The organism is Cupriavidus campinensis (genome assembly GCF_905397395.1).
Lineage (GTDB): Bacteria > Pseudomonadota > Gammaproteobacteria > Burkholderiales > Burkholderiaceae > Cupriavidus > Cupriavidus campinensis.
In genome coordinates this window covers 13,213-40,131 of sequence record NZ_CAJPVH010000006.1, presented here as the reverse complement: position 1 = coordinate 40,131, position 26,919 = coordinate 13,213, and the positions used below count along the sequence as shown (strand labels likewise).

Below are 26,919 nucleotides of genomic sequence, written 5' to 3'. Positions count from 1 at the left end.
TCCCTTCCCTCAGCGCGGCGACCACTCGCCGCGCCGCACGCCCAGCGCCGTCACCAGCCCATAAGCCGTGATGCCGAGCGCCACGCCGAGGAAATGGCCGTCGATGCCCATCCCCGCCACGTTGGCGAGCAGCCAGCCGCCCCCGGCGGCCAGCGCGATGCGGCACAGCCCGGCGGCGATGGGGCCGCGCATCCGCCCGGCGCCCAGCGAGGCGAAGTAGAGCGCCATGCCCAGCCCGAAGCCGCCGAAGGCCGGCCCCACCCAGGACAGCGCCCGCGCGGCAATTTCGCGGACTTCGGCATCGTCGGTGAACAGCGCCGCGAACGACATCGGCGCCAGTCCCACGGCGGCGCCCACGGCCCCCGCGATGACGAGCGCGATCAGCGCGCCCACCCACGCCGTGCGGCGCGCGGTATGCCAGTCCCCGGCACCCACGGCCCGGCCGACCAGCGCGGTCAGCGCCGAGCCCACGCCGAATGCGAGCGGGATCATCAGGAATTCCAGCCGCGCCGAAATGCCATACGCGGCCACCACCGAGGTGCCGTAGTGGCGCAGTTGCGCGGTGACGAGGATGGTCGTCAGGTTGGCCACCGAGGCCAGCGCGCAGGCCACCAGCCCCACTGACAGGATGCGATGGAACAGCGCGCCGGACGGCCGCACACGTAGCGTCGGCACGAAGCCGGCGCCCCCGCGCAGCACCACCCAGGCCATGGCCAGCGAAGCCGCCCAGGACACCGCCGCCAGCGCCGCGCCGATGCCGGCGAGGCCCATGCCCATACGCTCGGCGAAATACCACGACAGCACCGGGAACACGATCCACATCACGCACAGCACGCGCGCGGCCAGCGCGTGGCGCCCGCCGCCGCGCAGCACCGAGGCCAGCGTGTTGGTCAGCCAGGCGGGCACCGCGCCCACGCCGAACAGCCAGATCGCGTAGGTGGCGGCGGCCTCGGCGGTGGTGGGGCCGGCCACGGCGCCGAACACGGCATGCGGGAAGCCGGCCAGCGCCACGGCGAAGATCAGCCCGGCCACCACGGCGATGATCACCGCGTGCATGACCAGCGACGAGGCGTCCTCGCGCTTGCCGGCCCCGAGCGCGCGGGCGATGGCGGACACCACGCCGCCGCCCATCGCGCCGGCGGACATCTGCTGGAGCAGCAGCGCGAACGGCAGCACCACGGCCCAGCCGGCCAGCGCGGCGGTGCCCTGGCGCGCGGCCAGCCAGGTTTCGATCAACTGCGCGCCGGCCTGGAGAAAGGCCACCAGGCTGGTCGGCGCGGCCAGCACGGCAATGCGGCGGGCCAGTTCGGAGGCGGGAACGGGATCGGCAGGGGCCTGGGCGCCCGCGCCGAGGGTGAGGGCGTCGGGCTTATTCATGGTCGATGGCCTCCGTGCCGGCGCCGGCTTCGACGTTGTCGTCCGCATTGCCAAAGCGCGCGCGGATGTAGCGGCCCGCGCCGGGGCCGGGCAGTACGCGCAGGTCGTCCACGGTGATCGTGCTGCCATCGGGCCGGGTCAGGCTGCCGGCGACGATCTCGCCGCCGTCGCGCTTGTCCTCGAAGATCGTCGGCGGTCCCTTTTCATCGGCCAGCCAGCGCTCTGCCCAGTGCTTGAGCGCCACGTACACGGGGAAGAAGTCGCGCCCCATCTGGGTCAGCGTATAGATATGGCGCGCGCCGCCGCCCGGGGCGGGCGACTTCTCCAGCAGGCCATGGCTGACCAGCGTCTTGAGCCGTGCGCTGAGAATGTTCGGCGCAATGCCGAGGTGCCGCTCGAACTCGTCGAAGCGCGTGGTGCCGTAGTAGGCCTCGCGCATCAGCAGGATCGCCCAGCGCTCGCCGAGCATCGCCATCGAGCGTGCCACGGGGCAGGGCATGTTGGAAAAATCGGTCGGGGCCATGTCTCCTCTTTTTACTTTTGGCTTGCAAGTTGAGGGGAGAATAGCTTGCAAATTGAAAGTTTGCCAGCCCGTTTTCTAGGATGTGCTGAAGACGTCGAGCCCGGCAACGGCCTCCCGCAGGAACGAAATCAACGCCCGCGTGGCCATCGACGGATGCGGATTCGGCGTGGTGATGATGTAGAGCCGGTTGCCCAGCCCTTCGGGCTTCCAGTCCGGCAGCACGGGCACCAGTGACCCGCGCCGCACATCCTCCCAGCCGGCGTAGACCGGCAGCAGGCTGATGCCGTGGCCTTCCCGCACGGCACGGATCAGGAAGGGAAAGTGTTCCGACTGCAGGTAAGGGGTGACCTCGACGTTACGTCGCTCCGGCCCATGGGCGGTGTCGCGTCCCAGAGTCAATGAGAATCGTCTGGTTGTGTAGGGCGGACAGAGAAAACGACATGCGGCGAGGTCGGCGGGCTCCCGCACGGGCGGCACCTGGGCGAGGTAGCCCGGTGAGGCGCACAACTGCCAGCGGATGGCGCAGACCTCGCGCGCCACGGTGTCCAGCGGCGGTTCGGAGGTCACGCGCAGCGCCACGTCGATCTCGGCGGCAATCAGGTCTGTCACGCGGTTGGCGAAGAACACGCGCAGCGAGATGCCCGGGTGCCGCTCGGCAAACTGCAGCAGCAGCGGGGCGATAAAGGCGTCCCCCAGCCCGGTGGGTACGCTGACCCGCACATGGCCGCGCAGCGTCTTGCCCAGGCTGTCGATCTCGGCCTGCGCCGCCGCCACTTCCTGCAGGATGCGCAGGCCATGCTCGTAAAGGGACTGCCCCGAGTCCGTCATCTCCAGCCGCCGCGTGGTCCGCCGCAGCAGTTGCGTGCCGGCCTGATCCTCAAGCTGGCCGAGTTGCCGGCTGATCTGCGAGCGCGTGACGCCGCGCCGGCGGCCCGCTTCGGCAAGGTTGCCGGCTTCCACGATGTCGACGAAGGCCTGAATCAGATTGAGGTCCATGCGCGATGTCTGAAAGATTGTAAAGTCTGGCGCAACATTGTGATTCCGAAATGCCGGATTGTCGATGTCGGCAGCGGGCCTTACGATGGCCTGCTAATTAGATGTTCAGATGTCCAGGAGACCCGCATGCCCGCAGACCTTTGGTTCGAATCGCTGCACCGACCCGGCGCGGAGGTGCTGGCGCGCGGCACGCACCTCGCGGGCGGCTTGCGGCGGCTGGGTTTGCAGGAGGGCGACGTGGTGGCCGTGCTGCTGCGCAACGACCCGGTCTTCGCCGATGTGATCTTCGCGTGCCGCACCGCTGGCACCTATTACTGCCCGATCAACTGGCACTTCACGGCCGAGGAAGTGCGCTTCCTGCTGGAGGACAGCGGCGCGCGCGTGCTGATCGCCCACGCGGACCTGCTGCCGGCGCTCCGCGCGGTGGTCCCCGCTGGGGTGGCCGTGCTCGCCGTGGGCGGCACCCATCCCGGCACCCATCCCGGCACCGCCGCCGACGCCATCGATTACGAACCCTGGCTGGCAGCCCAGACCCCGTACGACGGCCCGCGCGTGGCCCCACGCGGCCATCTGGCCTACACCTCCGGTACCACGGGACGCCCCAAGGGCGTGCTGCGCGAAGCCGTACCGCTCGACCAGCTCGACGATCAGCTCACCCGCATGCGCTCGGTGGTGGCCAAGGCCATCGGCGTAGTGCCGGGTTGCCGCGCGCTGATGTCCGCGCCGCTCTATCACAGCGCGCCGGGCGTGTTCATCCAGAACGCCCTGCAGATGGCCGAGCGGCTGGTGCTGACGCCGCGCTTCGACGCCGAGCAGGTGCTGGCGCTGGTGGAGGAACACCGGATCGACGTGCTCTACCTCGTGCCGATCATGTACGTGCGCCTGCTGAAGCTGCCGGCGGAGGTGCGCGCGCGCTACGACCTGTCGTCGATCCGCTTCGTGGCGTCAACCGGCTCGCCGTGCGCACCCGAGGTCAAGCGGGCGATGATCGAATGGTTCGGGCCGGTCATCCACGAGACCTATGCGTCGAGCGAGGCCGGCATGATTACCGTGGCCACGCCCGAGGACGCCGCGCAGCGCCCCGGCACGGCGGGCCGTCCCGTCGACGCGGCCAGCGTGCGCATCCTCGACGAAGCGGGCCAGCCCTGCGCGCCGGGCGAGACCGGCCTGGTCTACGTGCGCCAGCCGGCTTACCCGGACTTCACCTACCTGAACAACGACGCCGCGCGCCGCGCCATCGACCGCGAGGGCCGGGTCACGCTGGGCGACCTCGGCTACCTCGATGCCGATGGCTACCTGTTCATCTGCGACCGCGCCTCGGACATGGTCATCTCGGGCGGCGTGAACATCTACCCGGCCGAGATCGAGCATGAACTGATGCGCTATCCGGGCGTGGCCGACTGCGTGGTGTTCGGCGTGCCGGACGACGAATACGGCGAGCGGCTCCACGGCGTGATCGAGCCAATGCCGGGCGCGGAGATCGTGCCGGCGGCCGTGATCGACTGGCTCAAGGCGCGGCTGTCGGGCTTCAAGGTGCCGCGGACGATCGAGATCACCGCGCGCCTGCCGCGCGACGAGACCGGCAAGCTGGCCAAGCGCCGGCTGCGCGACCAGCACTGGGCGGGGCGCCAGCGGCGGGTCTGAACCCCGGCCCGGCGCACCCGCCTTCTATATATATAAAACCAGACAGGAGACAACCATGCATCGCACATTCGCCCACCTGGCGGCGGGGGCGCTCGGCCTTGCGCTGGCCATCGGCCACGCACCGGCCACCTTCGCGGCCTGGCCCGAGCGGCCGGTCAAGCTGGTGGTGCCGTACACCCCGGGCGGCTCCACGGACCAGTTCGGGCGGGCGCTGGCCGAAGGCATGGCGCGCGACCTGAAGCAGCCCGTGGTGGTGGAGAACCGCCCCGGCGCCAACACCATGGTCGGCACGCAGAGCGTGGCGCGCGCCCAACCGGACGGTTACACCATGCTGATGGGGACCAGCGCGAGCATGGTGCTCAATCCCATGCTGTACAAGAAGACCGGCTACGACCCGAAGGACTTCAAGGTCATCGCCATCGGTATCGAGGTGCCGCTGGTGGTGGTCACCAATACGCAGGTGCCGGCGGCCAATATCCGGGACTTCGCGGCCTATGCCAAGGCGGCGGGCGGCAAGCTGAACTACGCGTCCGTGGGGCTCGGCAACCCGCTGCAACTCGCTACGGAGATGCTGAAGTCCGAGCTGGGCATCGACATGACCCACGTGCCCTACAACGGCAGCGCACCGGCGCTGTCGGCGCTGCTGGCCAATGACACCCAGTTGATGGTGGATGTGGTCAGCACCTCGCTGCCCCATATCAAGGCTGGCAAGCTCAAGGCGCTGGCCGTGACCAGCAACGCGCGCCTGGACGTGCTGCCCAATGTGCCGACGGTGGCCGAGAGCGGCTATCCGGGCTTCCATGCAGCCACGTGGTTCGGCCTCGCGGTGCCCGCGCAGACCCCGCCGGAGGCCGTGGCCCGGCTCCAGGCCGCCGCCGCGCGTGTGTTGACCGACCCGCAGTTCCGCAACACCTTCGGCGCGCTGGGGCTGGTGGTGCAGGCGCCGCGCACGCAGGCGGAGATCGACCGCTACGTGGCCGCCGACCGCGACAACTGGGGCAAGGTTATCCGGGCCAACCACATCAGCCTGGACTGAGCCGACGGGGCGATCGGGGGCAGCTTGGGGGAGGGTGGGGGCGTATAGTACGGGGACGTTTCGATCCTCACCGCCCCCGCCATGACCGATTCCGCCGAGCCGCCTGATCCGTCCGCTTCGTCCGCTTCGTCCGCTTCGCCTGATTCGTCCGCTTCGTCCGCTTCGCCTGATTCGTCCGCTTCGCCTCCCTCGTCAGATTCCCCGACGTCCCCCCCGTCCGCCGATTCCCGCTCCGCCGCCGAGACCAGCCGCCTGCGCGCGCTGCGGCTGCAGGCCCGCCACGCGGCCCGGCGCAAGACCCGCCAGGTCAGCCGGATCTCGCGTACCTCGCTGCGCTACGGCGTGTTCATGTGCGGCGCCGGCTGCGTCGCGCTGTTCTCCATCGTCTTTGCCTATATCGCCGAACTGGCGCTGCGCTGGAACGCGCAGGTCACCACGGCCACGCCGTGGCTGGCGTTCGTGCTGCTGCCGTTCGGGCTGGCCGCGCTGCGCTGGCTGACCATCCGCCTCGCCCCGCAGGCGCGTGGCAGCGGCATTCCGCAGGTGATTGCCGCGGTCACGCTGCCGCCGGATGGGGTGGCGCAGGGCGTGCTGGTGTCGTTCCGCCAGTCGATGTGGAAGGTGCTGCTGACCACCGGCGCGCTGATGGCCGGTGCCTCGGTGGGCCGCGAAGGCCCGTCGGTGCAGGTGGGCGCGGCGGCGATGCTGGCCTGGGGCCGCTGGTGCCAGGACAAGTTCCGCTTCCGCATCGGCTTTCATCCCAATGCGCTGATCGCCGCCGGCGCGGCGGGCGGCCTGGCCGCTGCCTTCAATACGCCGCTGGCCGGCGTGGTGTTCGCCATCGAGGAACTCGGGCGCGGCACCGCCGTGCGCTGGGACCGCCTGGTGCTGTCCGGCGTGCTGACGGCCGGCTTCCTGTCGCTGGCCGTGCTCGGCAACAACCCATATTTCACTGTGAAGGTGCCGATGCTGGTGCTCCACGACGCCTGGGGCCCGGTGCTGCTCTGCGCCGTGGTCAACGGCGTGTTCGGCGGGCTGTTCGCCAAGATGCTGATCGCGGGCGTGCCGGGGCTGACGCCGTCGCGCTGGCGCGCGTGGGTGGTCGCCCATCCGATCTGGGTGGCATTCGGCTGCGGGCTGGTGGTGGCGGCGCTGGGCTGGGCCACGGCCGGGGCCACCTTCGGCACCGGCTACGAGCAGGCGTCCGCGCTGATCAATGGCGAATCCCACCACACGCTGTGGTTCGGGCTGGCCAAGCTGGGGGCCACGGTGGTGTCGTACTTCGCCGGCATTCCGGGCGGGATCTTCACGCCGGCGCTGGCCATCGGGGCGGGTATCGGCGAAACCGTGTCGCACTTCCTCTCGGGCATGACCGAGCCGCGCGTGCTGGCGCTGGTGTCGATGGCCGCCTTCCTGGCCGCCGCCACGCAGGCGCCGATCACCGCCAGCGTGATCGTCATGGAGATGACGCGCACGCAGGACCTGACGCTGTTCCTGCTGGCGGCGTCGCTGCTGGCGTCGTTCCTGTCGCGCCAGTTCAACCCGCATCCGTTCTACCACCACATGGGCCACGCGTTCCGGCGCGAGGCGATGGCCATCGGCCGCAAGGCCGCCCCGGGCTGACCTCCGGCCGACGCCGGCGGAGGGTGTCTCCGTTTCGCATCGCCCCCCCTGGCCGTTGTGGCGTGGCGACTGCCGATGTCATACCATGTGCCGCGCGCGGACCGGCAGCAGCAGACTTCCCGGCCGCGCGGTGTACCGGCGGCACACCGCGATGCGTCGGGAATCTTCTGAGGGGGAGCTGGAATGGGATCGCAACGACCGGCCGGCACGCGCCCGGCCACCAAGCCGACGACATCGACCGCCACGCATCGTCCAATCGTGCAGGACCTGGGCGCCGACACGGCGATCTGGCACACGCGCGGGCTGCAAACCAATTCCCGCATGCGCGCGCCGCTGGTCCAGCGCACGCCGCCGACGCAATTGCCGCCGAGCATCGTGCCGCGCCTGATGCTCTGGGCCGTGGTCATCGGCGTGGCCCTGATTGGCTACCATTTCCTGAAGCAAGTGCTCCACTAGGCGCTCTTGCGCGCCGTGGTAAGGTCGCGGCTGGAACCCCTGCCACGGGGTGGGCTCCAATGCGGAGCCGATTTCAGGAGTCAGTTTTGAGAGTTTCCCTCGCCGGGCTGGCCGCTGCCGCCCTGCTGGCGGCCACGGCCGCCCATGCCGCACCGAAGGCGGCCGCGTCGCAGCCTGCCGCTACCCCAGCCACCCCAGCTACCCCAGCCACCCCAGCCGCGTCGTCCACACCCGCCACGCTGTCCGCGAATGACTTGCTGGCGCCGATGCTGAGCGTGCTCGAGATCGGCAATCCGCTGCCCACGCTGCCCGATTGCGCCGATCATCGCACCCCCGATGGCCGCGACGTGACCGCGTTCTGCGTGGAATTGCGCGGCGACGGCGTGATGCGCCAGGTGGGCGTGCCGCGCGACAAGCGTCCCGCGTTCATGGATGGCGCGCGCCTGGTGGCATTCGTCGATGGCAACGCGCTGGTCGGCGTGATCGTGCCGACCGATGGCATCCGCTCGCAGGACGCCGCGGTGCAGTCGCTGACCGCGCGCTATGGCAAGCCGTTCCGGCAGGAACAGGAAGACATGAAGGACAAGGCCGGCAAGCCTGTGAAGTCGATCCATGCCGGCTGGATGCGTCGCCCGCTCACCGTGGAGCTGTACGCGATTCCCGAGAACCCGAACGAGGGCACGATCGAGCTGATGCTGCCGCAGGCGCGCGCGCTGATGGCCAATCGCGATGCCGAGGTGGACAAGGCGCTCGCCCCGCCGGCTTCGGCCCCGGCCGCGAAGAAGGCGGAAAAATCCGAGAAGTCGGACAAGTCAGACAAGTCAAAGAAGGAACCGGCCAAGCCGGTGAACCCGGGTTCTTGGTGATTGGGGGATGCGTGGCGGCGCATCCCATCCGCGCCGCCGCCATCCCTGCCTACAGCCCCTCCATCACCTTATCCAGCCCCCGCACCAGACCGCGCAGCCCGCGCACCTTGCGGATGGCCAGCAGCGCGCCGGACACGTACGGCTTCGAGCCATCGCCCGCCTCGTGCTTGAGGTGCAGCCGCTGGCCGTCCGCGCCGAAGATCACCTCGACCCCCAGCTGGTACCCCGGCAGCCGCACCGCATGGACCTGCGAGCCGGACATCGTCGCGCCACGGGTCTCCTTCGGACCGTTGACCTGATCCACCGGCACCGCCAGCGTGGCGGTCTTGACCTGGCCGAGCCGGAAGGCCAGTTCGCGCACCGTGCCGGACGGCACATCGACCTTGCCAGCCTTGGCGTAGTCGATGATTTCCCAGTGGTCGAGGTGGCGCGCCGCCATCTCGGCGAACTTCTGCAACAGCACCACCGTGATCGCGAAATTGCCGCAGGCGAGCACGCCACGGTCGGCCTGGCGCGCGGCGGCGTCGATCTCGGCGTAGTCGTCGTCGGTCAGCCCGGAGGTGCCCACCACCACATGCGCGCCATGCGCCAGCGCCTGCAGGATGTTGTGCTTGGCGATGTTCGGCTTGGTGTACTCGACGTAGACGTCATAGGGCGTGGCGCCCAGCGCCTCGATGCTGGCGGCGGCCACGCCGGGGGTGTCCGCATGGCCGGTCACCTGCGCCAGCGGCTGCCCGGCGGCACCGCGCGAGAGGCCGGCTACCAGCGTCATGTCCGGCGCGTGCGCCACGCCGCGCGCCAGTTCGCCGCCGGCCCAGCCGGTGACGCCGCCTACCGCAACGCGAATCCGATCGCTCATCGTCATCTCCTTAATCGTGGCCAAAGCGCCTGACCAAAGCGCCTGACCAAAGCGCCCAAGCATAGCGCGCTATCCGGCCGCGCGCCGGCGGTCGATCTTGCGCGCCAGCACGATCGACGTGGTGGTGTGATTCACCCCATCGAGCATGCCGATCTCGTCTAGCAGTTTGTCGAGCCGGGCGTGGGTATCGCAGCGGATCACGGCCATGTAGTCCACCGGGCCGCTGACCGAGTTCAGTTCCTCGATCTCCGGGAAGCGCTGCAGCGCGCGGACCACCGCGGGCGCCGCCTTCGGCTGCACGGACAGGCCGCAGAAGGCCAGGATGGCGTTGTCCTCCATCCGGCCGCCCAGCCGCACGCCAAAGCCGGCAATCACGCCGGTCTTCTCGAGCCGGGCGATGCGCGCCACCACCGTGGTCCGGGCGATGCCCAGCACGCGGGCGAGGTTGGCCGCGCTCTCGCGTGCGTTGCCTTGCAGCAGGGACAGCAGGTGCCGGTCGGTCTGGTCGAGGTCTGCCATAGTTTTTCGCTCGGGCTGACGTTTCGTCAGGAGTGATCGTCGATACGTCCGATTATGGGGCGCTTTCGTCGATCTTGCAGCTACAAAACGTGCGCAAGGCTGCCCATACTTCCCTTACGGATTCATGCATTTTTGAGGGGGAGCCATCATGCAACCATCCAACCTTGGTCCCGGCGCCGCGCGGGACCTGACCCAATCGCCCCGGCCGCTGTCGGTCGTCGTGCTCGGCGCCGGCAAGATCGGCCGTGTGATCGCGACGATGCTCGCGGATACCGGCGACTACCGCGTCTGTCTGGTCGACCATGACCCGCACCGGCTGGACGGCCTGCCGCGCCAGATTGCCGTGCGCGCCGGCGACCCGACCGAGCCCGGCACCTGCGCCGCCTTGCTGGCCGGGGCCGACGCCGTGCTCAATGCGCTGCCGTTCCATGCGGCCATCCACGTGGCCACCGTGGCCGCGCGGCTCGGCGTGCACTACTTCGACCTGACCGAGGACGTGGCCGCCACCCACGCCATCCGCCAGCTGGCCCAGGGCGCGCGCTCGGTGCTGATGCCGCAGTGCGGGCTGGCGCCGGGCTTTATCGGCGTGGTGGGCCACGACCTGGCGCGGCGCTTTTTGCGGGATGGCGGCGACCTGCTCGACCTGCGCATGCGCGTGGGCGCGCTGCCGCGCTACCCCAGCAACGCGCTCAAGTACAACCTGACCTGGAGCACCGAGGGGCTGATCAACGAGTACTGCAACCCCTGCGAGGCCATTGTCGATGGCCGCCGCGTGGAGTTGGCGGCGCTGGAGGGTCATGAATCCTTCGCGCTGGACGGCATCGAGTACGAAGCCTTTAATACCTCAGGGGGCCTGGGCACGCTGCCGGATACCCTGGCGGGCCGCGCGCGCCATGTCGATTACAAGTCGATCCGTTACCCGGGGCACTGCGCCCAGATGAAGCTGCTGCTGAACGACCTGCGACTGCGCGAGCGCCGGAGCTGGCTGCGCGAGATCTTCGAGCACGCCATTCCGGTGACCGAGCAGGATGTGGTGATCGTGTTCGCCAGCGCCACGGGCCACCCCGGCGCCAAAGTCGGGCAGGGTAGCCATGGCGTGCGGGGGCCGCTGACGCAAGCGTCGTTCTCGGCGCGCATCGGCGGGATGGAGGACTTTGGCGGCATCGGGCACGTCAACGCCATCCAGCTCACCACGGCGGCTGGTATCTGCACGGCGCTGGACCTCGTGGCGACGGGCGTGCTGCCCCAGTCCGGCCTCGTGCCGCAGGAAGCCATGCCGCTCGATCGCTTCCTGGCCAACCGGTTCGGCCAGCATTACAGCCATCACCCACTACAGGAGACGCTCGCATGAAAGCGCAGGACGTAGCCGCATGCTGGCAGGCCATGGGCCTGCGCCAGCCTTGGGACGATTCGCATGGCGCGGGCGAGGCGCTCGCGCTGCGCTCGCCAGTCGATGGGGAAATCTTCGGCCACCTGCCGGCCTGCACCGTGGCCGACGCCGATGCCCGCATCGCCCGCGCGCACGCGGCGCAGACCACCTGGGCGCTGACCCCGGCCCCGGCGCGCGGCGAGGTGGTGCGGCGCTTCGGCGAGGCGCTGCGCACGCACAAGACCGCGCTGGGGCGGCTGGTGGCGCTGGAGTCCGGCAAGATCCTCCAGGAAGGACTCGGCGAAGTGCAGGAGATGATCGACATCTGCGACTTTGCCGTGGGACTCTCACGCCAGCTGCACGGGCTGACGATTGCCTCGGAGCGCCCCGCGCACGCGATGCGCGAGACCTGGCATCCGTTCGGGCTATGCGGGGTGATTTCGGCGTTCAACTTCCCGGTGGCGGTGTGGGCGTGGAACGCGGCGCTGGCGCTGGTCTGCGGCAATGGCGTGGTCTGGAAGCCGTCGGAGAAGACGCCGCTGTGCGCGCTGGCCGCGCAGGCGCTGCTCGATCGGGTATTCGATGAGGCGGCGCCCCAGCACGCTGGCCTGTGCGTAGTGCTGCCGGGCGGGCGCACGCTTGGCGCGCAACTGGTGCAGCATCCGGCCGTGCGGCTGATCAGCGCTACCGGCTCCACGCGCATGGGCCGCGAGGTGGGCATGGCCTGCGCCGGGCGGTTCAAGCGCACCATCCTCGAACTGGGCGGCAACAACGCGGCCATCGTCGCGCCATCGGCCAACCTGGAACTGACCATCCGCGCGATGACCTTTTCGGCAGCCGGCACCGCCGGCCAGCGTTGCACCACGCTGCGGCGCGCCTTTGTCCACGTCGACCTGATCGAGACCGTGACCAACCGGCTGCGCCAGGTCTACGCGCGGCTGCCGGTGGGCGATCCGCTGCAGGAGGGCACGCTGGTCGGCCCGCTGATCGACATGGCCGCCGGTGACACCATGGCCAACGCGCTGGCCGCCTGCCGCGCGCAGGGCAACGTCGTGCATGGCGGCGAGCGGCTGCTGGCGGACCGCTATCCGCACGCCTGCTACGTGCGGCCCGCGCTGGTGCTGACCGATACCCAGCACGACACCATGCTGACCGAGACCTTCGCGCCCATCCTCTACCTGATGCCGTACACCTCGCTCGACGAGGCCATCGCGCTGAACAACGCGGCGTCGCACGGGCTGTCGTCGTGCCTCTTCACCGAGTCCCTGCGCGAGGCGGAGCGGTTCGTCTCGGCGGCGGGCAGCGACTGCGGCATCGCCAACGTGAACATCGGCACCAGCGGCGCCGAGATCGGCGGCGCCTTCGGCGGGGAGAAGGCTACCGGTGGCGGGCGCGAATCGGGCTCCGATGCGTGGAAAGGCTACATGCGCCGGGCGACCAATACCATCAACTACGGCGATGCATTGCCGCTGGCGCAGGGCATCCGCTTCGATCTGTAATACATCGTAATAATGCGAAGGATGAACCCGTAGCGACTCGTAACAATAGTTACGGGGTCTTGACGCTGTATTACCAAACCGCCCCGTATAACGTTCATGAGGGCAGGCACTGCCTGACACACTCAAGGACAACAACATGCGAGCGAAAGCGATAGGTGCGATGGGTTTGGTGGCGATTGGCGCGGCGATGCTGGGCGGCTGCGCGGTCTATCCGACGCCGTACGGCCCCGCCGTGGCCCCGGCTCCGGTGGCCGTGGCGCCTGCGCCGGTCTATGTCGGACCGCCCGCCGTGGTGGTGCGGCCCGCGCCGTATTACTACGGTGGCCACGGTTACTATGGCCGCCGTTATTATCGCGGCGGCTGGTAAATCGGCGAGAGATACGAAGCCGGTGACAACAAGCAGAAGCGGGTAGAGCCCTAGGTGGCGGCGTCGGCAGCGCCAGGGTTCAACCCGCCCCAACTCGGCGTGAGCGATTGGCCGATCTCTGGCAGATCGACGAGATCGAGCACGCGCCCGACCGTATGGTCGACCAGTTCGGCAATCGTCTGCGGCTTCTGGTAGAAGCCCGGCACCGGCGGGAACACGATCCCGCCCATCTCCGTGACCGCCGTCATATTGCGCAGGTGCGCCAGGTTCAGCGGCGTTTCACGCACCATCAGTACCAGCTTGCGCCGTTCCTTGAGCGTGACGTCCGCCGCGCGGGTGATCAGGTTGTCGGAGAGGCCATGGGCGATGGCGGCCAGCGTGCGCATGGAGCAGGGCGCCACGACCATCGCATGGGCGCGGAACGATCCGCTGGCGATGGTCGCGCCGATGTCGCGCACGTTGTGCACCACGCCTGCCAGCGCCTCCACCTGGGCGCGGCTGATATCGAGTTCGTGCTGGAGGTTCATCACCCCGGCGGGCGAGATCAGCAGATGGGTTTCCACCCCCGCCACGCCTTGCAGCACCTGCAGCAGCCGGACGCCATAGATGGCGCCCGTAGCGCCCGTGATGGCGACGATCAGCCGTTGCGGCACGGCGCCATCCGGTGCGGGCATGATTACGACTTCAGCAGCGATTGCAGTTCGCCGTTCTGGTACATCTCCATCATGATGTCCGAGCCGCCGACGAACTCGCCGTTCACGTAGAGCTGCGGAATCGTGGGCCAGCTCGCATATTCCTTGATGCCCTGGCGGATGCCTTCGTCCTCGAGCACGTTGACCGTGGTCGGGGTGTCCACGCCGCAGGCCTTCAGGATCTGGATGGCACGGCCGGAGAAGCCGCACATCGGGAACTGCGCCGTGCCCTTCATGAACAGGACCACGGGGCTGCCCTTCACGATCTGGTCGATCTTCTGCTGTACGTCACTCATGGTGTCACTTCCGGTTGCGCGCGGTGCCGTGTGGCGCCGCCTGTGTCTTGGGATTGGGATTGCCGCCGAGGCGGATGTCAGGTCGGAATTTTACCGGATTCGCTCGGCCATCGCCCGCCGCTGCAGCGCTCCTGCCCGGCGAGGTCGCGGGCGGTGGACACCTCGGTAAAGCCGCCTGCCTCAAGGAGCGCCCGCGTGGCCGCGCCCTGGTCGTAGCCGTGCTCCATCAGCAGCCAGCCGCCGGGCAGCAGGCGGCCCGCCGCGCCGGCCACGATGGTGGCCAGGTCGGACAGGCCGTCCTCGTGGTCGGTGAGCGCGTCGATGGGCTCGAAACGCAGGTCGCCTTCCACCAGATGCGGGTCGCCGGAGGCGATATAGGGCGGATTGCTGACGATCAGGTCGAAGCGCAGGGTGTCCGGCACGGCGTCGTACCAGTCCGAAACCAGGAAATGGATGCCGTGCGCCTCGAGCGCGCGCGCGTTGTCCTGGGCCACCATCAGCGCACCCGGCGAGATATCGGTTGCCCAGACCTCGGCGTCGGAGCGCTCGCGGGCAATCGTCACGGCCAGGATGCCGGAACCGGTGCCGAGATCCAGCACACGCGGCGCGTGCACATGGGCCACGCGCGCCAGCGACATCTCCACCGCCACCTCGGTGTCGGGGCGCGGAATCAGCACATCGGGCGTGACGCGGAAGGTGCGGCCGAAGAACTCGCGCTCGCCCAGCAGGTAGGCCATCGGCTCGCCGGCCAGCCGCCGCGCCATTAACGTGGAGAATGCATCACGTTGTGCGCCATTGAGGTGGTCGGTATCACGCGTGATGAGTTGCGTACGCGTGAGGCCGGTCACGTGGGACAGCAGCATGCGGGCCTCGAGCGCCGGCAGGCCGGCCATCGCAGCCAGCGTCTGGGCTTCGCGCAGCGTGGGGTCGGGCGACAGGGCGCCCGGCGGGGTGGAAGACATCGGAAATAGATGGCTGAAACAGGGAGAGCGGGTGCAAAAAACCCCGTCGGGACCTGGCGCGACGGGGTTCTTTGCTGGGCGCCGTATTGGCGCGGGTACTAGCCACCCAGTGTAAGCCGATTTGGCGGCGCGCGGGCGCGCGGGCGGCGTGATTACCGTTGGACCAATTACTTATTGACGGTTTCCTTGGCCTTGTCCGCCGTGGTGTTCACGGCATCGCGTGCGGCTTCCTTGGCGTTGGCCATGGCGTGGCCGGCATCGGTCTTGGCCTGTTCGGCGGCGGCCGAGACATCGGCGGCGGCACCGCTCGCGGCGGCCTTGGCGGCGTCAGCGGCGTTGGCGGCGGCGGCGGCGGCATCGCTGGCGGCGGCCTTGGCCGATTCCGCAGCGCTCTGCATGGCGGCATCGGCGTTGGCGGCCGGGGCGTCTTCCTTCTTGCTGCAAGCCGCCATGGCGGCGGTAATCATCAACAGGGCGAGCAGTTTCTTCATGATTTCATCCTTGGTGTCTGTTTTGAGGAGTCGACTTCAGCCCAGACTTCGCTGCCTCCCAGGTGCGGAAAGTGACGCATGGGGGCGGTCTGGTCGAATCGATTATAGACACCGCGATTTGGCGGGCCAGTGCTGTTTCAAGCATTTACCTCAGTTACAAACACTTGCCCGTTGGTGATGAAATCATCACTTCATGGCGCAAGTCAGCCCTCGTCGCCCAGCGCGGCGAGCTGGTCGGCCTGGTGTTCGGCGGAGAGCGCGGCGATCAACTCATCCATGTCGCCGTCCATGATCATGTCGATCTTGTAGAGCGTGAGGTTGATGCGGTGGTCGGTCACGCGGCCCTGCGGGAAGTTGTAGGTGCGGATGCGGTCGCTGCGGTCGCCCGAGCCGATCAGGTTGCGCCGCGTGCTGGCTTCCTTGGCCTGTGCCGCACGCAGCTGCATGTCCTTGATGCGCGCCGCCAGCACCTTCATCGCCTTGTCCTTGTTGCGATGCTGGCTGCGGTCGTCCTGGCACTCCACCACGATGCCCGTGGGCAGGTGGGTCAGGCGCACCGCCGAATCGGTCTTGTTCACGTGCTGGCCGCCCGCGCCGGACGCGCGGAAGGTGTCGACGCGCAGGTCGGACGGGTTGATCTCCACCTCGCCCACCTCGTCGGCCTCCGGCATCACCGCCACGGTGCAGGCCGAGGTGTGGATGCGGCCCTGCGCCTCGGTGGCCGGCACGCGCTGCACGCGGTGGCCGCCCGACTCGAACTTCAGCTTGGAGAAGGCGGCGTCGCCGGCAATCCGCACAATCACTTCCTTGTAGCCGCCCAGGTCCGACTCGGACTCGCTCATCACCTCCACCTGCCAGCGCTGCCGTTCCGCATAGCGCGTGTACATGCGCAGCAGGTCGGCGGCGAACAGCGCGCTTTCCTCGCCGCCGGTGCCGGCGCGGATTTCGAGCAGCAGGTTGCGGTCGTCGTTGGGGTCCTTCGGCAACAGCAGGGTCTGGAGGCTGGCGGTGAGGTCTTCCAGCCGCTGGCGCGCCGCGCCGATCTCGTCGGCGGCGAATTCCTTCATCTCGGGGTCGTCCAGCAGCGCCTGCGCCGTAGCCAGGTCTTCCCGCGCCTGCCGGTACTGGCCGTACTGCTCGGCCACCGGCGACAGTTCGGCATGTTCCCGCGAGAGCTTGCGGTACTGGTCGATGTTGGCCGTGGCGTTCTCGCGGGCAAGCAGGGCGTTGACTTCATCGAGTCGCTCGGCCAGTTGGTCGAGCTTGTTGAGCATGCTGGCTTTCATGGGTATCCGAAAGGAAACTGGGGCGCGATGGGGGGAGGTCTGCGCGGCGCCGTGGGGGCAACCGTGGGACGCTGGCCACAACGCCAGCGGGCCGGCGCGGCCGGCCGGGGGCGAGCGCGGCTAGCGCTCGGAGTGGCTGCTGTGGCGGAACAGGCCCGGCACCAGGCGCAGCAGCGCCTCGCGGTCTTCGCCCTGGGTGTGGTTCAGGGCGTGGGTGGGGCCGTGCAGGAACTTGCGGGTCAGCGCGCCGGAGAGCGCTTCCAGCACCGCTTCGGGGTCGTCGCCACGCGCCAGCATGCGGCGCGCGCGTTCGAGTTCGGCCTGGCGCATGGCCTCGCCGTGGGACTGGATCTCCCGGATCACGGGCACCACGCTGCGCGTCTCCAGCCAGTGCATGAAGTTCTGCACACGGCTCTCGATGATCGCCTCGGCCTGCGCCACGGCGGCCTGGCGCAGCGCGTTGCCCTCGCGCACCACGGCGCCGAGGTCATCCACGGTGTACAGGAACACGTCGTTCAGGCGCGCCACCTCGGGTTCCACATCGCGCGGCACGGCCAGGTCGACCATCATGATCGGGCGATGCTTGCGGCGCTTGACCGCGCGCTCCACGGCGCCCAGGCCGATGATCGGCAGCGAACTCGCGGTGCAGGACACTACGATGTCGAACTCGTGCAGCCGCTCGCCCAGATCCTGCAGGCGGATGGCCTGCGTGGTCAGGCCCTGTTCGGCCAGTTGCTCGGCCAGCCGCTCGCCGCGCTCGATGGTGCGGTTGGCCACCACAATCTGGCGCGGCATCTGCGCGGCGAAGTGCGTGGCGCACAGCTCGATCATCTCGCCCGCGCCGATGAACAGCACGCGCTGAGTGGAAACACTTTCGAAAATCCGCTGGGCGAGCCGCACGGCGGCGGCAGCCATCGACACCGAATGGGCACCGATCTCGGTCTGGCCGCGCACTTCCTTCGCCACGGCGAAGGTGCGCTGGAACAGCTGGTTCAGGTAGGTGCCGAGCGCGCCGGCCTCGCCGGCGGTGCGCACTGCGTCCTTGAGCTGGCCCAGGATCTGCGTTTCGCCAAGCACCATCGAGTCCAGCCCGCTGGCCACGCGGAACGCGTGACGCACGGCTTCGGACTGGGGCAGCGCATACAGATGGGGGGCCAGTTCGCCGGCCGGCACGTTGTGATGCTGGGCCAGCCAGCGCAGCGTGTGCTCGAAGCCGTCCGCACCGGGCTGCAGCACATCGGTGGCGCAGTAGATCTCGGTACGGTTGCAGGTAGAGAGGATGGCGGCCTCGGTGCCGCTGCGGCCGGCCAGGTGGGTGCGCAGCGCGCCCAGGGCCGGTTTGATCTGCTCAAGCGGAAACGCCACGCGCTCGCGGAGCGAGACGGGTGCCGTCGTGTGATTGATACCGATCGCGAGCAGTTGCATTTGTGGGGTTCGTTGCCATCCGGATCGTAGCCGGAAGCGATGGTCATTATACCGCCGGGCCGCGATTTTGCAGGGTGAAGGGGCGTTTTGTTCCAAGTGCGCCAAAACGCCAGTATTGTTACGGCGCGGTCACGCGGTGGTGGCCGAAATCCGGACAGACAGGGGGTGCCGATGCTCGGCTTGGTGGTGGTGGGGGCGATCGTGGGCCTGGCGGGACGCCAGATGCACCCGGCCGGGCGGGTCGTGAGCCTGCCGGCCGCGCTGGTGCTGGGCATGCTCGGCGCGTTGGGCGCGTTCTACGGCGGGCGTGCGGCGCACTTGTTTACCGACGGCCAGCTCTCGGGGTGGACTGCCGCCATCCTCGGCGCGGCGGTGCTGGTAGGCGTCTGGGGTGTGGCGCGGCCGCGACGGTAAGGCGGTCCGGATCGTCGGCGGCTTAAGCCTGACCCCGCGCGGACAGGAAGCGCCGCAGGATCGCGCTCGAATAGTGGCTGGCCACATCGCGCAAAAATGCCGAAAAATCCACATGGGCGACGTCGTCGGCCCGATCGGACACGGTGCGCATGACCGCGTAGGGCACGCCGTACTCGTAGCAGATCTGGGCCAGCGCCGCGCCTTCCATCTCCACTGCCTGCACGCCCGGCAGGCGCTCCCGCAAGTCAGCCACGGCCGCCGGGGCGTTGATGAACTGGTCGCCGCTGGCCACCATGCCCACGTGCAGGCGCGGCGCGGCCACGCCGAAGCGGGCCAGCACGCCGTCCGGCACTTCGGTGGCGAGGTCGTGGCGCAGGAAATCGGCAGCCGCCGCGCGCAGCGCCGCCGTCAGTTCGGCATCGGCCGGGAACTCGGCGCGCGCCAGCAGCGGCACCTCGTGGCGCGGAAACAGCGGGCGGGCGTCCAGGTCGTGCTGGAGGGTGCGGTCGGCCACGACGATATCGCCCACGCGCACCTCGGCCCCCACGCCGCCGGCCAGCCCCGTGAACACGATCTCGTCCACGCCGAACTCGCGGATCAGCGTAACCGTGGTGGCGGCCGCCGCCACCTTCCCCACGCGCGCCAGCACCAGCACCACCGCTTGCCCGTGGAGCGTGCCAGCGTAGTAGTCCCGCATGCCGATGGTGCGCACGGTAGCGCGCGCGTCTTCGTGCCGCATGGCGGCGATCAGTCCATCGACTTCGTCGTGGAGCGCGGCAAGGATGCCGAGGGTCATGGCTGCCCGGATTGGATGAGAAAGGCGCCAGCATACCGGCGCCGGGAGCACGGCGGAAGCCGTGCGCCGCGTTTTCAGAACCCTCTCATAGGCACGGGCAGGCCGCTTTGCTACAGTGCGCTTGCGTTCGCTTTCCATCGTTTTCCATCGCATGCCAGCCCGGGAGAATTCCGTTGGAACCTCTGTTGTCATCGCTTTCAGATCGACGCATTGCCCAGCAGGCGCTGGCCGACTGGCGCGCCCAGGATCGCCTTGACGCGGAGGGCCTCTCGCCCGCGTGGGCCCGCACCCTGCCGGCGCGGGCCGACTGGCACCGCTGGCTCGAGCGGGCGCTGCTGCTGCTCGGCACCGCGCTGCTCTGCGCTGGCGTCATCGTCTTCTTCGCGTTCAACTGGGACGCGCTGCACAAGTTCGCCAAGTTCGGGCTGCTGGCGGGTCTGCTGACCGGGCTCGCGGCGCTGGCGGCATGGCGGCCGGCCGGGGACGGTGTCGGGCAGGCCGCGCTGGCCGGCGCGCAGGTGGTATCGGGGGTCTGGATGGCCGTGATCGGCCAGACCTACCAGACCGGTGCCGATGCATGGCAATTGTTCGCCCTGTGGACGCTGCTGGCCGTGCCGTGGGCGCTGGCCGCGCGCGCGGCGCCGCATTGGTGGCTGGTGATCGTGGTGGGCAATGTGGCGCTGCTCCGCTATGGCAGCGTGCGGCTGGGCGTGGGCGGCATGTTCGACCTGCTGTTTGCGGGGCGCCATGCGCGCGAGACCACGCTGTTCCTGCTGCTGGCGTGCTGCGTTCAACTGGCGCTCTGGTACGTGCTGGCGGCCCGTGCGGCCCGCTGGGGCTTTCGTGGCGATGCCGGCCCGCGCCTGATCGCCGTGCTCGCCTGCGGCTATGCGGCCTGGCTGGGCCTCACGAGCGTGCTGGTCCATCGCGTGGAGGCGGTGGGGCTGGTGGCCGGCGCGGTGGCGCTGGCCGGGCTCGGCGGGTGGTTCCGGCGGCGCGCTTCTTTCGATATCGTCGTGCTGAGCCTGGCGTGTCTGGCCGGTATCGCGCTGGCGGTGTCGGCGCTGGGACGCCTGCTGGCCGAGGGCCATGGCGACTTCGGCATCTTCCTGCTGCTCGGGCTGGTCACGGTGGGGCTGGCTGCTGCGGCGGCGGCATGGCTGCTGCGGGCGTGGCGTGACGCCAACGGGAGCCCGGCATGAGCGCGCAGACCGTGGAGCGGAAGCTTTGGGACGATCTCGCTACGCAGGGCGTGGTCGAGGGGGAGTACGTGGCGAATCCGCGCACGCCGTGGCCCATCCGCCTGCTGATGGGCGCGGCGGGCTGGCTCGGCGCGCTGTTCTTCCAGGTATTCCTGCTCGGCTCGGTGTTCGCGGCAACGCGCGGCAACGGCCTGGCCATGCTGGTCACGGGGCTGCTGATGCTGGGCGGGGCCGTGCTGCTGTATCGGATGGCCGGCGAGCGCAGCAGGCGCATTGCGCTTGGCCAGTTCGCGCTGGCCCTGAGCCTGGGCGGGCAGGGCATGGCGATCTTCGGCACGGCGGAGACGCTCGGCGGCGAGTGGCTGGTGGACCGCGCAGCGTTCTGGCTCGGCGTGGCCGGGTTCGAAGTGGCGCTGTACGTCATCGTGCCGAACCGGCTCCATCGCTTCGTGGTGGCGCTCGGCGCCTGGGCGGCGCTGGCGTTCGCGCTGAATATCCTGCTGGCCGGGGCCAGGCACTACGGCTGGGTCGTGCTGCCATGGTCGCTCGGCTGGCTGATGCCGCTGGCCTGCGCGGTGGTCACCGTCTTCGTGCTGAAGGAGCACGCGCTGGCGGCGCACGGCCAACATGGACGATGGGAGCCCGGCGCGGACGCCACGCTGGTGTTCGCGCTGGCGGCGGCGCTGCTGGTGACTGGCGCGACCCATCCGCTGGCCGGGGTCTTCGACGAGCGTGGCGCGCCGCGCCTGGCCGGGCCGTGGCTGGCCGGGGTGCTGACCGAGGTGGTGCTGCTGATATTCGCGCTGTTCGAATGCCGGCGCCTGCATGTCGGGGCGCGCGTCAGCGCGGCGGTGATGGTCGTGACGCTGGCGTTCGCCGCGTTGATGGTGATGGCGCCGGCAGTCGGCGCCGGGGTGCTCGCGTTGGCGCTGGCCCTGCGGCGCGGGTCGCTGCCATGGCTCGGGCTCGGCGTCGCGGCGCTCATCGCTGGCTTTGTCTGGTACTACGGCTCGCTCCAGTGGACCCTGCTGGCCAAGTCCGCCACGCTGGTGGCGGCCGGCGTGTTGCTGCTGGCGGTCCGGATCGTGATGCGACGGATGGAGGCACAGCCATGAAACGATGGATCGTGGTGGCATGGCTGCTGGTGATCGGCGTGGCCGGGGCGGTCATCGTCGGCAAGGAACGGGTGCTCTCGCACGGCGAGGTCGTCTACCTGCGGCTGGCGCCCGTGGACCCGAGGTCCCTGATGCAGGGCGACTACATGGCGCTGAACTTCGCCATCGGGCTGGAGATCGCCGCCGCCCAGGCCAGCGCCCAGTCCCCGCGCGAGCGGGAGACCGAGGTGGTGATCCGCCGCGACGCCACTGGGGTCGGGCAACTGGTGCGGTTGCAGAACGGCCAGCCGCTGGCCGAGGGCGAGCGGCGCCTGCGCGTCCAGAACGTCCCCTCGCGCTGGGGCGGCCCGATCGTGCAGGTATCCACCGACGCGTGGTTCTTCCAGGAAGGACAGGCGGAGCGGTTCGCCAAGGCCCGCTATGGCGAGTTCCGGCTGGACAGCAGTGGCCAGGCACTGCTGGTGGGCATGCGGGATGAACAGTTGAAGCCGTTGTAGCCCGGGAGCGGGGGGCTCGGGCTACGGCCCAAAAGCAAAAAACCCGGCATCTGCCGGGTTTCCTTGGAAGGGGTACGCTTGCCTCAGACGTTAAACAGGAAGTTCATCACGTCCCCGTCCTTCACCACGTATTCCTTGCCTTCGGCGCGCATCTTGCCGGCTTCCTTCGCGCCCTGTTCGCCCTTGAACTGGATGAAGTCCTCGTAGGCGATGGTTTGCGCGCGGATGAAGCCGCGTTCGAAGTCGGTGTGGATCACGCCTGCGGCCTTGGGGGCGGTGTCGCCCACGTGGATCGTCCAGGCGCGCACTTCCTTCACACCCGCCGTGAAGTAGGTCTGCAGGCCCAACAGGGTGAAGCCGGCGCGGATCACGCGGTCCAGGCCGGGCTCTTCCATGCCCAGGTCGGCCAGGAATTCTGCCTTGTCGGCATCTTCCAGGTCGGCAATCTCGGCTTCGATGGCAGCGCAGACAGCCACGACCGGCGAATTGGTCAGCTTGGCGTGCTCGCGTACCGCGTCGAGGTGCGGATTGTTCTCAAAACCGTCTTCGCGCACATTGGCCACGTACATCGTCGGCTTGGCGGTGATCAGGCAGAACGGGCGGATGGCTTCCCATTCCTCGGGCGACAGGTCCAGCGTACGCACGGCCTTGGCCTGGTCGAGCACGGTCTGTGCCTTTTCCAGCACTGCCACCAGTCGCTGCGCTTCCTTGTCACCGGCGCGGGCGGGCTTGATGTAGCGCGCGTGGGCCTTTTCCACCGTGGCCAGGTCGGCCAGCGCCAGTTCGGTGTTGATGACTTCGATGTCCGACAGCGGATCCACCTTGCCCGCCACGTGGATCACGTTCGGATCCTCGAAGCAGCGCACGACGTGCGTGATGGCGTCGGTTTCGCGGATATTGGCCAGGAACTGGTTGCCCAGGCCCTCGCCCTTGGACGCGCCCGCCACCAGGCCGGCGATATCGACGAATTCCACCGTCGCCGGCAGGATACGCTCTGGCTTGACGATCTCAGCCAGCTTCGTAAGCCTCGGATCCGGCACTTCCACGACGCCCACATTGGGTTCGATGGTGCAGAACGGATAGTTTTCGGCGGCGATGCCGGCCTTGGTCAGGGCATTGAACAGCGTGGACTTGCCGACGTTGGGCAGGCCGACGATGCCGCATTTGAGGCTCATGGTGTCTGGCTGGAAATAGCAAAGCCTGTATTCTAGCGGATGGCCACCCTTGGCCAGCCTTTATCCCCCGGCGGCCGGCCCGCCACGGCTTGTGCGATGTCTCCGATGGCGCGCACGTCACGTCGCTATAATCGAGGCATGACCGGACCAGCCGCACCGGCGCGTCGCGCCGCCTCCCATTCCATGTCCTCGACTCCATCTTCCCGCTTTCAGATTGCCGTGGTCGGCGGCGGCATCGTCGGCAAGGCCTGCGCGCTGCTGCTGGCCCAGCAGGGCATGCAGGTCGCCCTCGTCGCCCCGCGCCCCGTGGGCGAGACCGCGCGCACCGGGGAAGACGACTGGGACAGCCGCATCTACGCGTTCTCGGCCAGCTCGCAGCAATTGCTGGAGCGGCTGCGCGTCTGGGAGGCGCTCGACCCCGCCCGCGTACAGCCCGTGCGCGACATGCGCGTCTTCGGCGACGTCAGCGCCGCCGAGGCCAGCCCCTCGCCGCACGGCGACCTCCATTTCTCGGCCTATGCCGCCGCCGTGCCGCAACTGGCGTGGATCATCGAGTCGAGCCATGTGGAGCGCGTGCTGGACACCGCGCTGCGCTTCCAGCACCAGGTGCAATGGTTCGACGAAGCCGCCGATGGGTTCGAGCGCGACCTCGACGGCGTGACCCTGACCCTCGCCAGCGGCGCCCGCGTGCGCGCCAACTGCGTGGTCGGCGCCGACGGCGCGCGCTCCTGGGTGCGCCAGCAATGCCATATCGGCACCAGCCAGCGGCGCTACCGCCAGCTTGGCGTGGTGGCGAATTTCGCCTGCGAACTGCCGCACCAGGAAACCGCGTGGCAATGGTTCCTGGGCGCGCCCGAGAAGCTCATGGCCGACGAGGAACTCGCCAATGGCGAGATCGTCGCCATGCTGCCGCTGCCCGGCAACCGCGTGTCGATGGTCTGGTCAGCCGATGAAGCCCACGCGCAGGACCTCGTTGCGCTGTCCCCCGAGGCCCTCGCCGCCACCGTGGCCCAGGTGGCCAACGGCGCGGTCGGCGCGCGGTTTGGCGCGCTGCGCTGCCTGACGCCGGCCAAGGGTTTCCCGCTGGTGCTGCAGCGTGCCGAGCAGTTCGTCCAGCCGCACGTGGCGCTGGTTGGCGATGCCGCGCATGTGGTGCATCCGCTGGCCGGGCAGGGGATGAATCTTGGTTTACGCGATGTGACGGAACTTGGGCGCGTGATGGCCGACAAAGAACCGTTCCGCTCGGAAGGCGACCTGCGCCTGTTACGCCGCTACGAGCGTGCACGTGCCACGGACCTGCTCTCCCTGACGGCCGCCACCGATGGCCTGCACCGGCTGTTTTCGCTGCCGGGCACGCCCGCGCGGCTGATACGCAACGCCGGCATGCGCGCCGTGGGCGGCCAGGGGCTGCTCAAGCGCTTCCTGATCGGCCGCGCGCTGGGCTGAGCCGGCTATCCACTATTTAAAGATTCTGCCGACAAGGCACCCGAACCCTGGAGTCACCATGTTGCAACTGTTCCGCCGCCGTTCCGCCCGCATGGGCGCCCTTGCTGCCCTGGCCGGTGGCCTGGCCCTGGGCGGCTACGCCCTGCACGCGCTGGCCGCGGACGAGCCGGGCACGGACCGCATCAAGGCGTCCATCCAGAAGATGCTGGGCGGCCGCGCCGAGGTGAAGAGCGTAACCAAGGCGCCGGTACCGGGTCTGTATGAAGTCAACGTGGCCGGGCAGATCGTCTACACCGATCCCACCGGGCGCTACATCATCAATGGCGAGGTCATCGACACCAAGACCAACACCAACCTGACCGAAGAGCGCCTGGCCGAGCTGAACAAGATCAAGTGGTCAGACCTGCCGCTGGCGCGCGCCATCAAATGGACGAAGGGCGATGGCAGCCGCACCGTGGCGGTGTTCTCGGACCCGAACTGCGGCTACTGCAAGAAGATCGAGCAGACCTTCCAGCAGATGGACAACATCACGGTCTACACCTTCCTCTACCCGGTGCTGTCGCCCGACTCGACCACCAAGGCCAAGCAGGTCTGGTGTGCAACAGACCGTACCAAGGTGTGGCGCGACTGGATGCTGAACCATGTGGCCATTACCGGCAACGGCAGCTGCAAGACGCCGGTGGACGAGAACCTGGCGCTGGGCCAGAGCCTGAACATCTCGGGCACGCCGGCGGTGTTCTTCACCGACGGCACGCGCATCCCGGGTGCGGCGGACATCGCCACGCTGGAGCGCAAGCTCGCCAGTCTCAAGAAGTAACGCGCGGCGCCGGACCCTCCCGGCTGTCTGAAGCGGCCGGCACTGTCCGGCCGTTTTGCTTTCCGGCGCCTGCGCTGCGTTACCAAATTCCCTGAAAAATCAAAGAGATCGAGGAGACACCATGACGTTCCAGGCTTTGCTGCTGACCCAGGCCGATGGCAAGACGGCCGCCGCCGTCACCCAACTCGATGAATCCGCGCTGCCGGTGGACGGCAACGTGCTGGTGGCCGTCGACTATTCGACCATCAATTTCAAGGACGGGCTGGCGATCACGGGCCGCGCGCCGGTGGTGCGCAAGTGGCCGATGGTGGCGGGGATCGACGGCGCCGGCACGGTGCTCGATTCGAGCGACCCGCGCTGGCGCACCGGCGACCGCGTGGTGCTGAACGGCTTCGGCGTGGGCGAGACGCACTGGGGCTGCCTGGCGCAGCGCGCGCGGTTGCAGGGCGACTGGCTGGTGCGGCTGCCGGATGCGTTCACGTCGCGGCAGGCCATGGCGATCGGCACGGCCGGCTACACGGCCATGCTGTCGGTGCTGGCGCTGGAGCGCGGCGGCGCGCTTGGGCCCGTGAAGCCCGGCGATGGCGAGGTACTCGTCACGGGCGCCTCGGGCGGCGTGGGCTCGGTGGCCATCGCCATTTTGTCGAAGCTCGGCTATCGCGTGGTGGCGTCTACCGGCAAGACCGCGGAGGCGGATTTCCTGCGCGCGCTGGGCGCCGCCGACGTGATCGACCGTGCCGAACTGGGCGCGCCGGGCAAGCCGCTCCAGAAGGAGCGCTGGGCGGGCGTGGTGGATTCGGTGGGCTCGCACACGCTGGTCAATGCCTGCGCCCAGGTGCGCTACGGCGGCGTGGTCACGGCGTGCGGGCTGGCGCAGGGCATGGATTTCCCGGCCTCGGTGGCGCCGTTCATCCTGCGCGGCGTGACGCTGGCCGGCATCGACAGCGTGATGGCGCCGATGTCGCTGCGGGAGACGGCGTGGAAGCGGCTGGCGCAGGATCTGGCCCCGGACCGGCTCCAGGCCATCACGCGCGAGATCCGCCTGGGCGAGGCCATCGACGCCGCCAGCCAGATCATGGCGGGCGGCATGCGCGGGCGCGTGGTGGTCGATGTGAACGCCTGAGGCAGGCGTCCGAGGGAACCCCCACAAGACAAGTCCACGTTCGAAGGG

The 26,919-nt window shown here is 69.1% G+C and carries 28 protein-coding genes; 15 read left to right on the top strand and 13 right to left on the bottom strand.

Annotated features, from left to right (window positions below; translation table 11 throughout):
- Positions 1-9: 9 nt before the first annotated feature.
- The 3 genes from KHO18_RS05590 to KHO18_RS05580 form a co-directional block, all read right to left on the bottom strand.
- Positions 10-1,377 (bottom strand): MATE family efflux transporter, encoded by a 1,368-nt coding sequence (locus KHO18_RS05590; RefSeq protein ID WP_144200464.1) that lies wholly within the window; start codon positions 1,375-1,377, stop codon positions 10-12.
- A complete protein-coding gene (locus KHO18_RS05585; protein ID WP_211942893.1) occupies positions 1,370-1,900 on the bottom strand; it encodes a winged helix-turn-helix transcriptional regulator in 531 nt (176 codons plus the stop codon). Before KHO18_RS05585 ends, KHO18_RS05590 begins: the two co-directional genes overlap by 8 nt.
- Before the next feature lie 75 nt (positions 1,901-1,975).
- Complete coding sequence (locus tag KHO18_RS05580) at positions 1,976-2,896, bottom strand: LysR family transcriptional regulator (RefSeq protein WP_144200468.1); 921 nt, start codon at positions 2,894-2,896, stop codon at positions 1,976-1,978.
- 126 nt (positions 2,897-3,022) lie between these two features.
- Between KHO18_RS05580 and KHO18_RS05575 the strand changes: the two genes are divergently transcribed.
- The 5 genes from KHO18_RS05575 to KHO18_RS05555 all read left to right on the top strand — a co-directional run bounded on the left by KHO18_RS05575 (position 3,023) and on the right by KHO18_RS05555 (position 8,521).
- On the top strand, positions 3,023-4,540 hold the full coding sequence (locus tag KHO18_RS05575) for an acyl-CoA synthetase (RefSeq protein WP_211942892.1): 1,518 nt from the start codon (positions 3,023-3,025) through the stop codon (positions 4,538-4,540).
- 55 nt (positions 4,541-4,595) lie between these two features.
- A complete protein-coding gene (locus tag KHO18_RS05570) occupies positions 4,596-5,576 on the top strand; it encodes a Bug family tripartite tricarboxylate transporter substrate binding protein (RefSeq protein WP_144200472.1) in 981 nt (326 codons plus the stop codon).
- 81 nt (positions 5,577-5,657) lie between these two features.
- Positions 5,658-7,199 carry a chloride channel protein gene (locus tag KHO18_RS05565; RefSeq protein WP_211942891.1) on the top strand — a complete coding sequence of 514 codons (1,542 nt, stop codon included), beginning with the start codon at positions 5,658-5,660 and terminating at the stop codon, positions 7,197-7,199.
- Between the two features lie 183 nt (positions 7,200-7,382).
- Positions 7,383-7,655, top strand: a complete 273-nt coding sequence (locus tag KHO18_RS05560; RefSeq protein ID WP_144200476.1) for a hypothetical protein — start codon at positions 7,383-7,385, stop codon at positions 7,653-7,655.
- 86 nt (positions 7,656-7,741) lie between these two features.
- Positions 7,742-8,521 (top strand): hypothetical protein, encoded by a 780-nt coding sequence (locus KHO18_RS05555; RefSeq protein ID WP_211942890.1) that lies wholly within the window; start codon positions 7,742-7,744, stop codon positions 8,519-8,521.
- Positions 8,522-8,570: 49 nt separating this feature from the next.
- Here KHO18_RS05555 and dapB read toward each other — a convergent pair whose 3' ends face one another.
- Both dapB and KHO18_RS05545 read right to left on the bottom strand, forming a co-directional pair.
- Complete coding sequence (dapB, locus tag KHO18_RS05550; RefSeq protein WP_144200480.1) at positions 8,571-9,380, bottom strand: 4-hydroxy-tetrahydrodipicolinate reductase; 810 nt, start codon at positions 9,378-9,380, stop codon at positions 8,571-8,573.
- Positions 9,381-9,449: 69 nt separating this feature from the next.
- A complete protein-coding gene (locus KHO18_RS05545) occupies positions 9,450-9,899 on the bottom strand; it encodes an Lrp/AsnC family transcriptional regulator (protein ID WP_144200482.1) in 450 nt (149 codons plus the stop codon).
- A 148-nt stretch (positions 9,900-10,047) separates the two neighbouring features.
- Here KHO18_RS05545 and KHO18_RS05540 point away from each other — a divergent pair, with 148 nt between their 5' ends.
- The 3 genes from KHO18_RS05540 (at position 10,048) to KHO18_RS05530 (ending at position 13,134) form a co-directional block, all read left to right on the top strand.
- The gene (locus KHO18_RS05540; protein WP_211942889.1) at positions 10,048-11,250 is read left to right on the top strand and encodes a saccharopine dehydrogenase C-terminal domain-containing protein; all 1,203 of its coding nucleotides are present in this window, start codon (positions 10,048-10,050) and stop codon (positions 11,248-11,250) included.
- Positions 11,247-12,767, top strand: coding sequence for an L-piperidine-6-carboxylate dehydrogenase (amaB, locus tag KHO18_RS05535; protein ID WP_144200486.1), 1,521 nt, complete (start codon positions 11,247-11,249; stop codon positions 12,765-12,767). The genes KHO18_RS05540 and amaB overlap by 4 nt, the downstream gene beginning before the upstream one ends.
- Before the next feature lie 136 nt (positions 12,768-12,903).
- A complete protein-coding gene (locus KHO18_RS05530) occupies positions 12,904-13,134 on the top strand; it encodes a hypothetical protein (protein ID WP_244844568.1) in 231 nt (76 codons plus the stop codon).
- 50 nt (positions 13,135-13,184) lie between these two features.
- Here KHO18_RS05530 and KHO18_RS05525 read toward each other — a convergent pair whose 3' ends face one another.
- The 6 genes from KHO18_RS05525 to hemA all read right to left on the bottom strand — a co-directional run bounded on the left by KHO18_RS05525 (position 13,185) and on the right by hemA (position 18,286).
- Positions 13,185-13,808: a UbiX family flavin prenyltransferase gene (locus KHO18_RS05525; RefSeq protein ID WP_211942888.1), complete on the bottom strand. Its 624-nt coding sequence runs from the start codon at positions 13,806-13,808 to the stop codon at positions 13,185-13,187.
- A gap of 2 nt (positions 13,809-13,810) precedes the next feature.
- Positions 13,811-14,122, bottom strand: a complete 312-nt coding sequence (gene grxD, locus KHO18_RS05520; protein WP_092299094.1) for a Grx4 family monothiol glutaredoxin — start codon at positions 14,120-14,122, stop codon at positions 13,811-13,813.
- Between the two features lie 77 nt (positions 14,123-14,199).
- On the bottom strand, positions 14,200-15,084 hold the full coding sequence (prmC, locus tag KHO18_RS05515; RefSeq protein WP_144200490.1) for a peptide chain release factor N(5)-glutamine methyltransferase: 885 nt from the start codon (positions 15,082-15,084) through the stop codon (positions 14,200-14,202).
- A 167-nt stretch (positions 15,085-15,251) separates the two neighbouring features.
- The gene (locus tag KHO18_RS05510) at positions 15,252-15,575 is read right to left on the bottom strand and encodes a hypothetical protein (RefSeq protein ID WP_092299088.1); all 324 of its coding nucleotides are present in this window, start codon (positions 15,573-15,575) and stop codon (positions 15,252-15,254) included.
- A gap of 203 nt (positions 15,576-15,778) precedes the next feature.
- Positions 15,779-16,861, bottom strand: a complete 1,083-nt coding sequence (gene prfA / locus KHO18_RS05505) for a peptide chain release factor 1 (RefSeq protein ID WP_211942887.1) — start codon at positions 16,859-16,861, stop codon at positions 15,779-15,781.
- 120 nt (positions 16,862-16,981) lie between these two features.
- Positions 16,982-18,286, bottom strand: a complete 1,305-nt coding sequence (gene hemA, locus KHO18_RS05500) for a glutamyl-tRNA reductase (RefSeq protein WP_144200494.1) — start codon at positions 18,284-18,286, stop codon at positions 16,982-16,984.
- A gap of 171 nt (positions 18,287-18,457) precedes the next feature.
- On the opposite strand from hemA, the gene KHO18_RS05495 reads away from it, so the two are divergent.
- Positions 18,458-18,700, top strand: a complete 243-nt coding sequence (locus tag KHO18_RS05495; protein WP_144200575.1) for a GlsB/YeaQ/YmgE family stress response membrane protein — start codon at positions 18,458-18,460, stop codon at positions 18,698-18,700.
- 22 nt (positions 18,701-18,722) lie between these two features.
- Here the strand turns inward: KHO18_RS05495 and KHO18_RS05490 are convergent, their stop codons facing one another.
- Entirely contained in the window at positions 18,723-19,496 is a 774-nt protein-coding gene (locus KHO18_RS05490; RefSeq protein WP_144200496.1) for a 5'-methylthioadenosine/adenosylhomocysteine nucleosidase, read from the bottom strand.
- A gap of 185 nt (positions 19,497-19,681) precedes the next feature.
- Between KHO18_RS05490 and KHO18_RS05485 the strand changes: the two genes are divergently transcribed.
- From KHO18_RS05485 to KHO18_RS05475, 3 genes are read left to right on the top strand one after another with little or no spacing between them, the layout of a single operon-like run.
- The gene (locus KHO18_RS05485) at positions 19,682-20,698 is read left to right on the top strand and encodes a DUF2157 domain-containing protein (protein ID WP_144200498.1); all 1,017 of its coding nucleotides are present in this window, start codon (positions 19,682-19,684) and stop codon (positions 20,696-20,698) included.
- The gene (locus KHO18_RS05480; RefSeq protein WP_144200500.1) at positions 20,695-21,813 is read left to right on the top strand and encodes a DUF4401 domain-containing protein; all 1,119 of its coding nucleotides are present in this window, start codon (positions 20,695-20,697) and stop codon (positions 21,811-21,813) included. The genes KHO18_RS05485 and KHO18_RS05480 overlap by 4 nt, the downstream gene beginning before the upstream one ends.
- The gene (locus KHO18_RS05475) at positions 21,810-22,310 is read left to right on the top strand and encodes a GDYXXLXY domain-containing protein (protein ID WP_144200502.1); all 501 of its coding nucleotides are present in this window, start codon (positions 21,810-21,812) and stop codon (positions 22,308-22,310) included. The genes KHO18_RS05480 and KHO18_RS05475 overlap by 4 nt, the downstream gene beginning before the upstream one ends.
- 83 nt (positions 22,311-22,393) lie before the next feature.
- On the opposite strand, the gene ychF is transcribed toward KHO18_RS05475, so the two are convergent.
- A complete protein-coding gene (ychF, locus tag KHO18_RS05470; RefSeq protein WP_144200504.1) occupies positions 22,394-23,485 on the bottom strand; it encodes a redox-regulated ATPase YchF in 1,092 nt (363 codons plus the stop codon).
- 138 nt (positions 23,486-23,623) lie between these two features.
- Between ychF and KHO18_RS05465 the strand changes: the two genes are divergently transcribed.
- The 3 genes from KHO18_RS05465 to acuI all read left to right on the top strand — a co-directional run bounded on the left by KHO18_RS05465 (position 23,624) and on the right by acuI (position 26,871).
- A complete protein-coding gene (locus KHO18_RS05465) occupies positions 23,624-24,931 on the top strand; it encodes a UbiH/UbiF family hydroxylase (protein ID WP_144200506.1) in 1,308 nt (435 codons plus the stop codon).
- Between the two features lie 58 nt (positions 24,932-24,989).
- Positions 24,990-25,748, top strand: a complete 759-nt coding sequence (locus KHO18_RS05460; RefSeq protein ID WP_092299058.1) for a DsbC family protein — start codon at positions 24,990-24,992, stop codon at positions 25,746-25,748.
- A gap of 121 nt (positions 25,749-25,869) precedes the next feature.
- Positions 25,870-26,871, top strand: a complete 1,002-nt coding sequence (acuI, locus tag KHO18_RS05455; RefSeq protein WP_144200508.1) for an acrylyl-CoA reductase (NADPH) — start codon at positions 25,870-25,872, stop codon at positions 26,869-26,871.
- Positions 26,872-26,919 lie beyond the last annotated feature (48 nt).

Excerpts from the sequence above, each read along its gene's own strand:
- KHO18_RS05590 (WP_144200464.1), bottom strand. The coding sequence starts at position 1,377 with ATGAATAAGCCCGACGCCCTCACCCTCGGCGCGGGCGCCCAGGCCCCT.
- KHO18_RS05585 (WP_211942893.1), bottom strand. The coding sequence starts at position 1,900 with ATGGCCCCGACCGATTTTTCCAACATGCCCTGCCCCGTGGCACGCTCG.
- KHO18_RS05580 (WP_144200468.1), bottom strand. The coding sequence starts at position 2,896 with ATGGACCTCAATCTGATTCAGGCCTTCGTCGACATCGTGGAAGCCGGC.
- KHO18_RS05575 (WP_211942892.1), top strand. The coding sequence starts at position 3,023 with ATGCCCGCAGACCTTTGGTTCGAATCGCTGCACCGACCCGGCGCGGAG.
- KHO18_RS05570 (WP_144200472.1), top strand. The coding sequence starts at position 4,596 with ATGCATCGCACATTCGCCCACCTGGCGGCGGGGGCGCTCGGCCTTGCG.
- KHO18_RS05565 (WP_211942891.1), top strand. The coding sequence starts at position 5,658 with ATGACCGATTCCGCCGAGCCGCCTGATCCGTCCGCTTCGTCCGCTTCG.
- KHO18_RS05560 (WP_144200476.1), top strand. The coding sequence starts at position 7,383 with ATGGGATCGCAACGACCGGCCGGCACGCGCCCGGCCACCAAGCCGACG.
- dapB (WP_144200480.1), bottom strand. The coding sequence starts at position 9,380 with ATGAGCGATCGGATTCGCGTTGCGGTAGGCGGCGTCACCGGCTGGGCC.
- KHO18_RS05545 (WP_144200482.1), bottom strand. The coding sequence starts at position 9,899 with ATGGCAGACCTCGACCAGACCGACCGGCACCTGCTGTCCCTGCTGCAA.
- KHO18_RS05540 (WP_211942889.1), top strand. The coding sequence starts at position 10,048 with ATGCAACCATCCAACCTTGGTCCCGGCGCCGCGCGGGACCTGACCCAA.
- amaB (WP_144200486.1), top strand. The coding sequence starts at position 11,247 with ATGAAAGCGCAGGACGTAGCCGCATGCTGGCAGGCCATGGGCCTGCGC.
- KHO18_RS05530 (WP_244844568.1), top strand. The coding sequence starts at position 12,904 with ATGCGAGCGAAAGCGATAGGTGCGATGGGTTTGGTGGCGATTGGCGCG.
- KHO18_RS05525 (WP_211942888.1), bottom strand. The coding sequence starts at position 13,808 with ATGCCCGCACCGGATGGCGCCGTGCCGCAACGGCTGATCGTCGCCATC.
- grxD (WP_092299094.1), bottom strand. The coding sequence starts at position 14,122 with ATGAGTGACGTACAGCAGAAGATCGACCAGATCGTGAAGGGCAGCCCC.
- prmC (WP_144200490.1), bottom strand. The coding sequence starts at position 15,084 with ATGTCTTCCACCCCGCCGGGCGCCCTGTCGCCCGACCCCACGCTGCGC.
- KHO18_RS05510 (WP_092299088.1), bottom strand. The coding sequence starts at position 15,575 with ATGAAGAAACTGCTCGCCCTGTTGATGATTACCGCCGCCATGGCGGCT.
- prfA (WP_211942887.1), bottom strand. The coding sequence starts at position 16,861 with ATGAAAGCCAGCATGCTCAACAAGCTCGACCAACTGGCCGAGCGACTC.
- hemA (WP_144200494.1), bottom strand. The coding sequence starts at position 18,286 with ATGCAACTGCTCGCGATCGGTATCAATCACACGACGGCACCCGTCTCG.
- KHO18_RS05495 (WP_144200575.1), top strand. The coding sequence starts at position 18,458 with ATGCTCGGCTTGGTGGTGGTGGGGGCGATCGTGGGCCTGGCGGGACGC.
- KHO18_RS05490 (WP_144200496.1), bottom strand. The coding sequence starts at position 19,496 with ATGACCCTCGGCATCCTTGCCGCGCTCCACGACGAAGTCGATGGACTG.
- KHO18_RS05480 (WP_144200500.1), top strand. The coding sequence starts at position 20,695 with ATGAGCGCGCAGACCGTGGAGCGGAAGCTTTGGGACGATCTCGCTACG.
- KHO18_RS05475 (WP_144200502.1), top strand. The coding sequence starts at position 21,810 with ATGAAACGATGGATCGTGGTGGCATGGCTGCTGGTGATCGGCGTGGCC.
- ychF (WP_144200504.1), bottom strand. The coding sequence starts at position 23,485 with ATGAGCCTCAAATGCGGCATCGTCGGCCTGCCCAACGTCGGCAAGTCC.
- KHO18_RS05465 (WP_144200506.1), top strand. The coding sequence starts at position 23,624 with ATGACCGGACCAGCCGCACCGGCGCGTCGCGCCGCCTCCCATTCCATG.
- KHO18_RS05460 (WP_092299058.1), top strand. The coding sequence starts at position 24,990 with ATGTTGCAACTGTTCCGCCGCCGTTCCGCCCGCATGGGCGCCCTTGCT.
- acuI (WP_144200508.1), top strand. The coding sequence starts at position 25,870 with ATGACGTTCCAGGCTTTGCTGCTGACCCAGGCCGATGGCAAGACGGCC.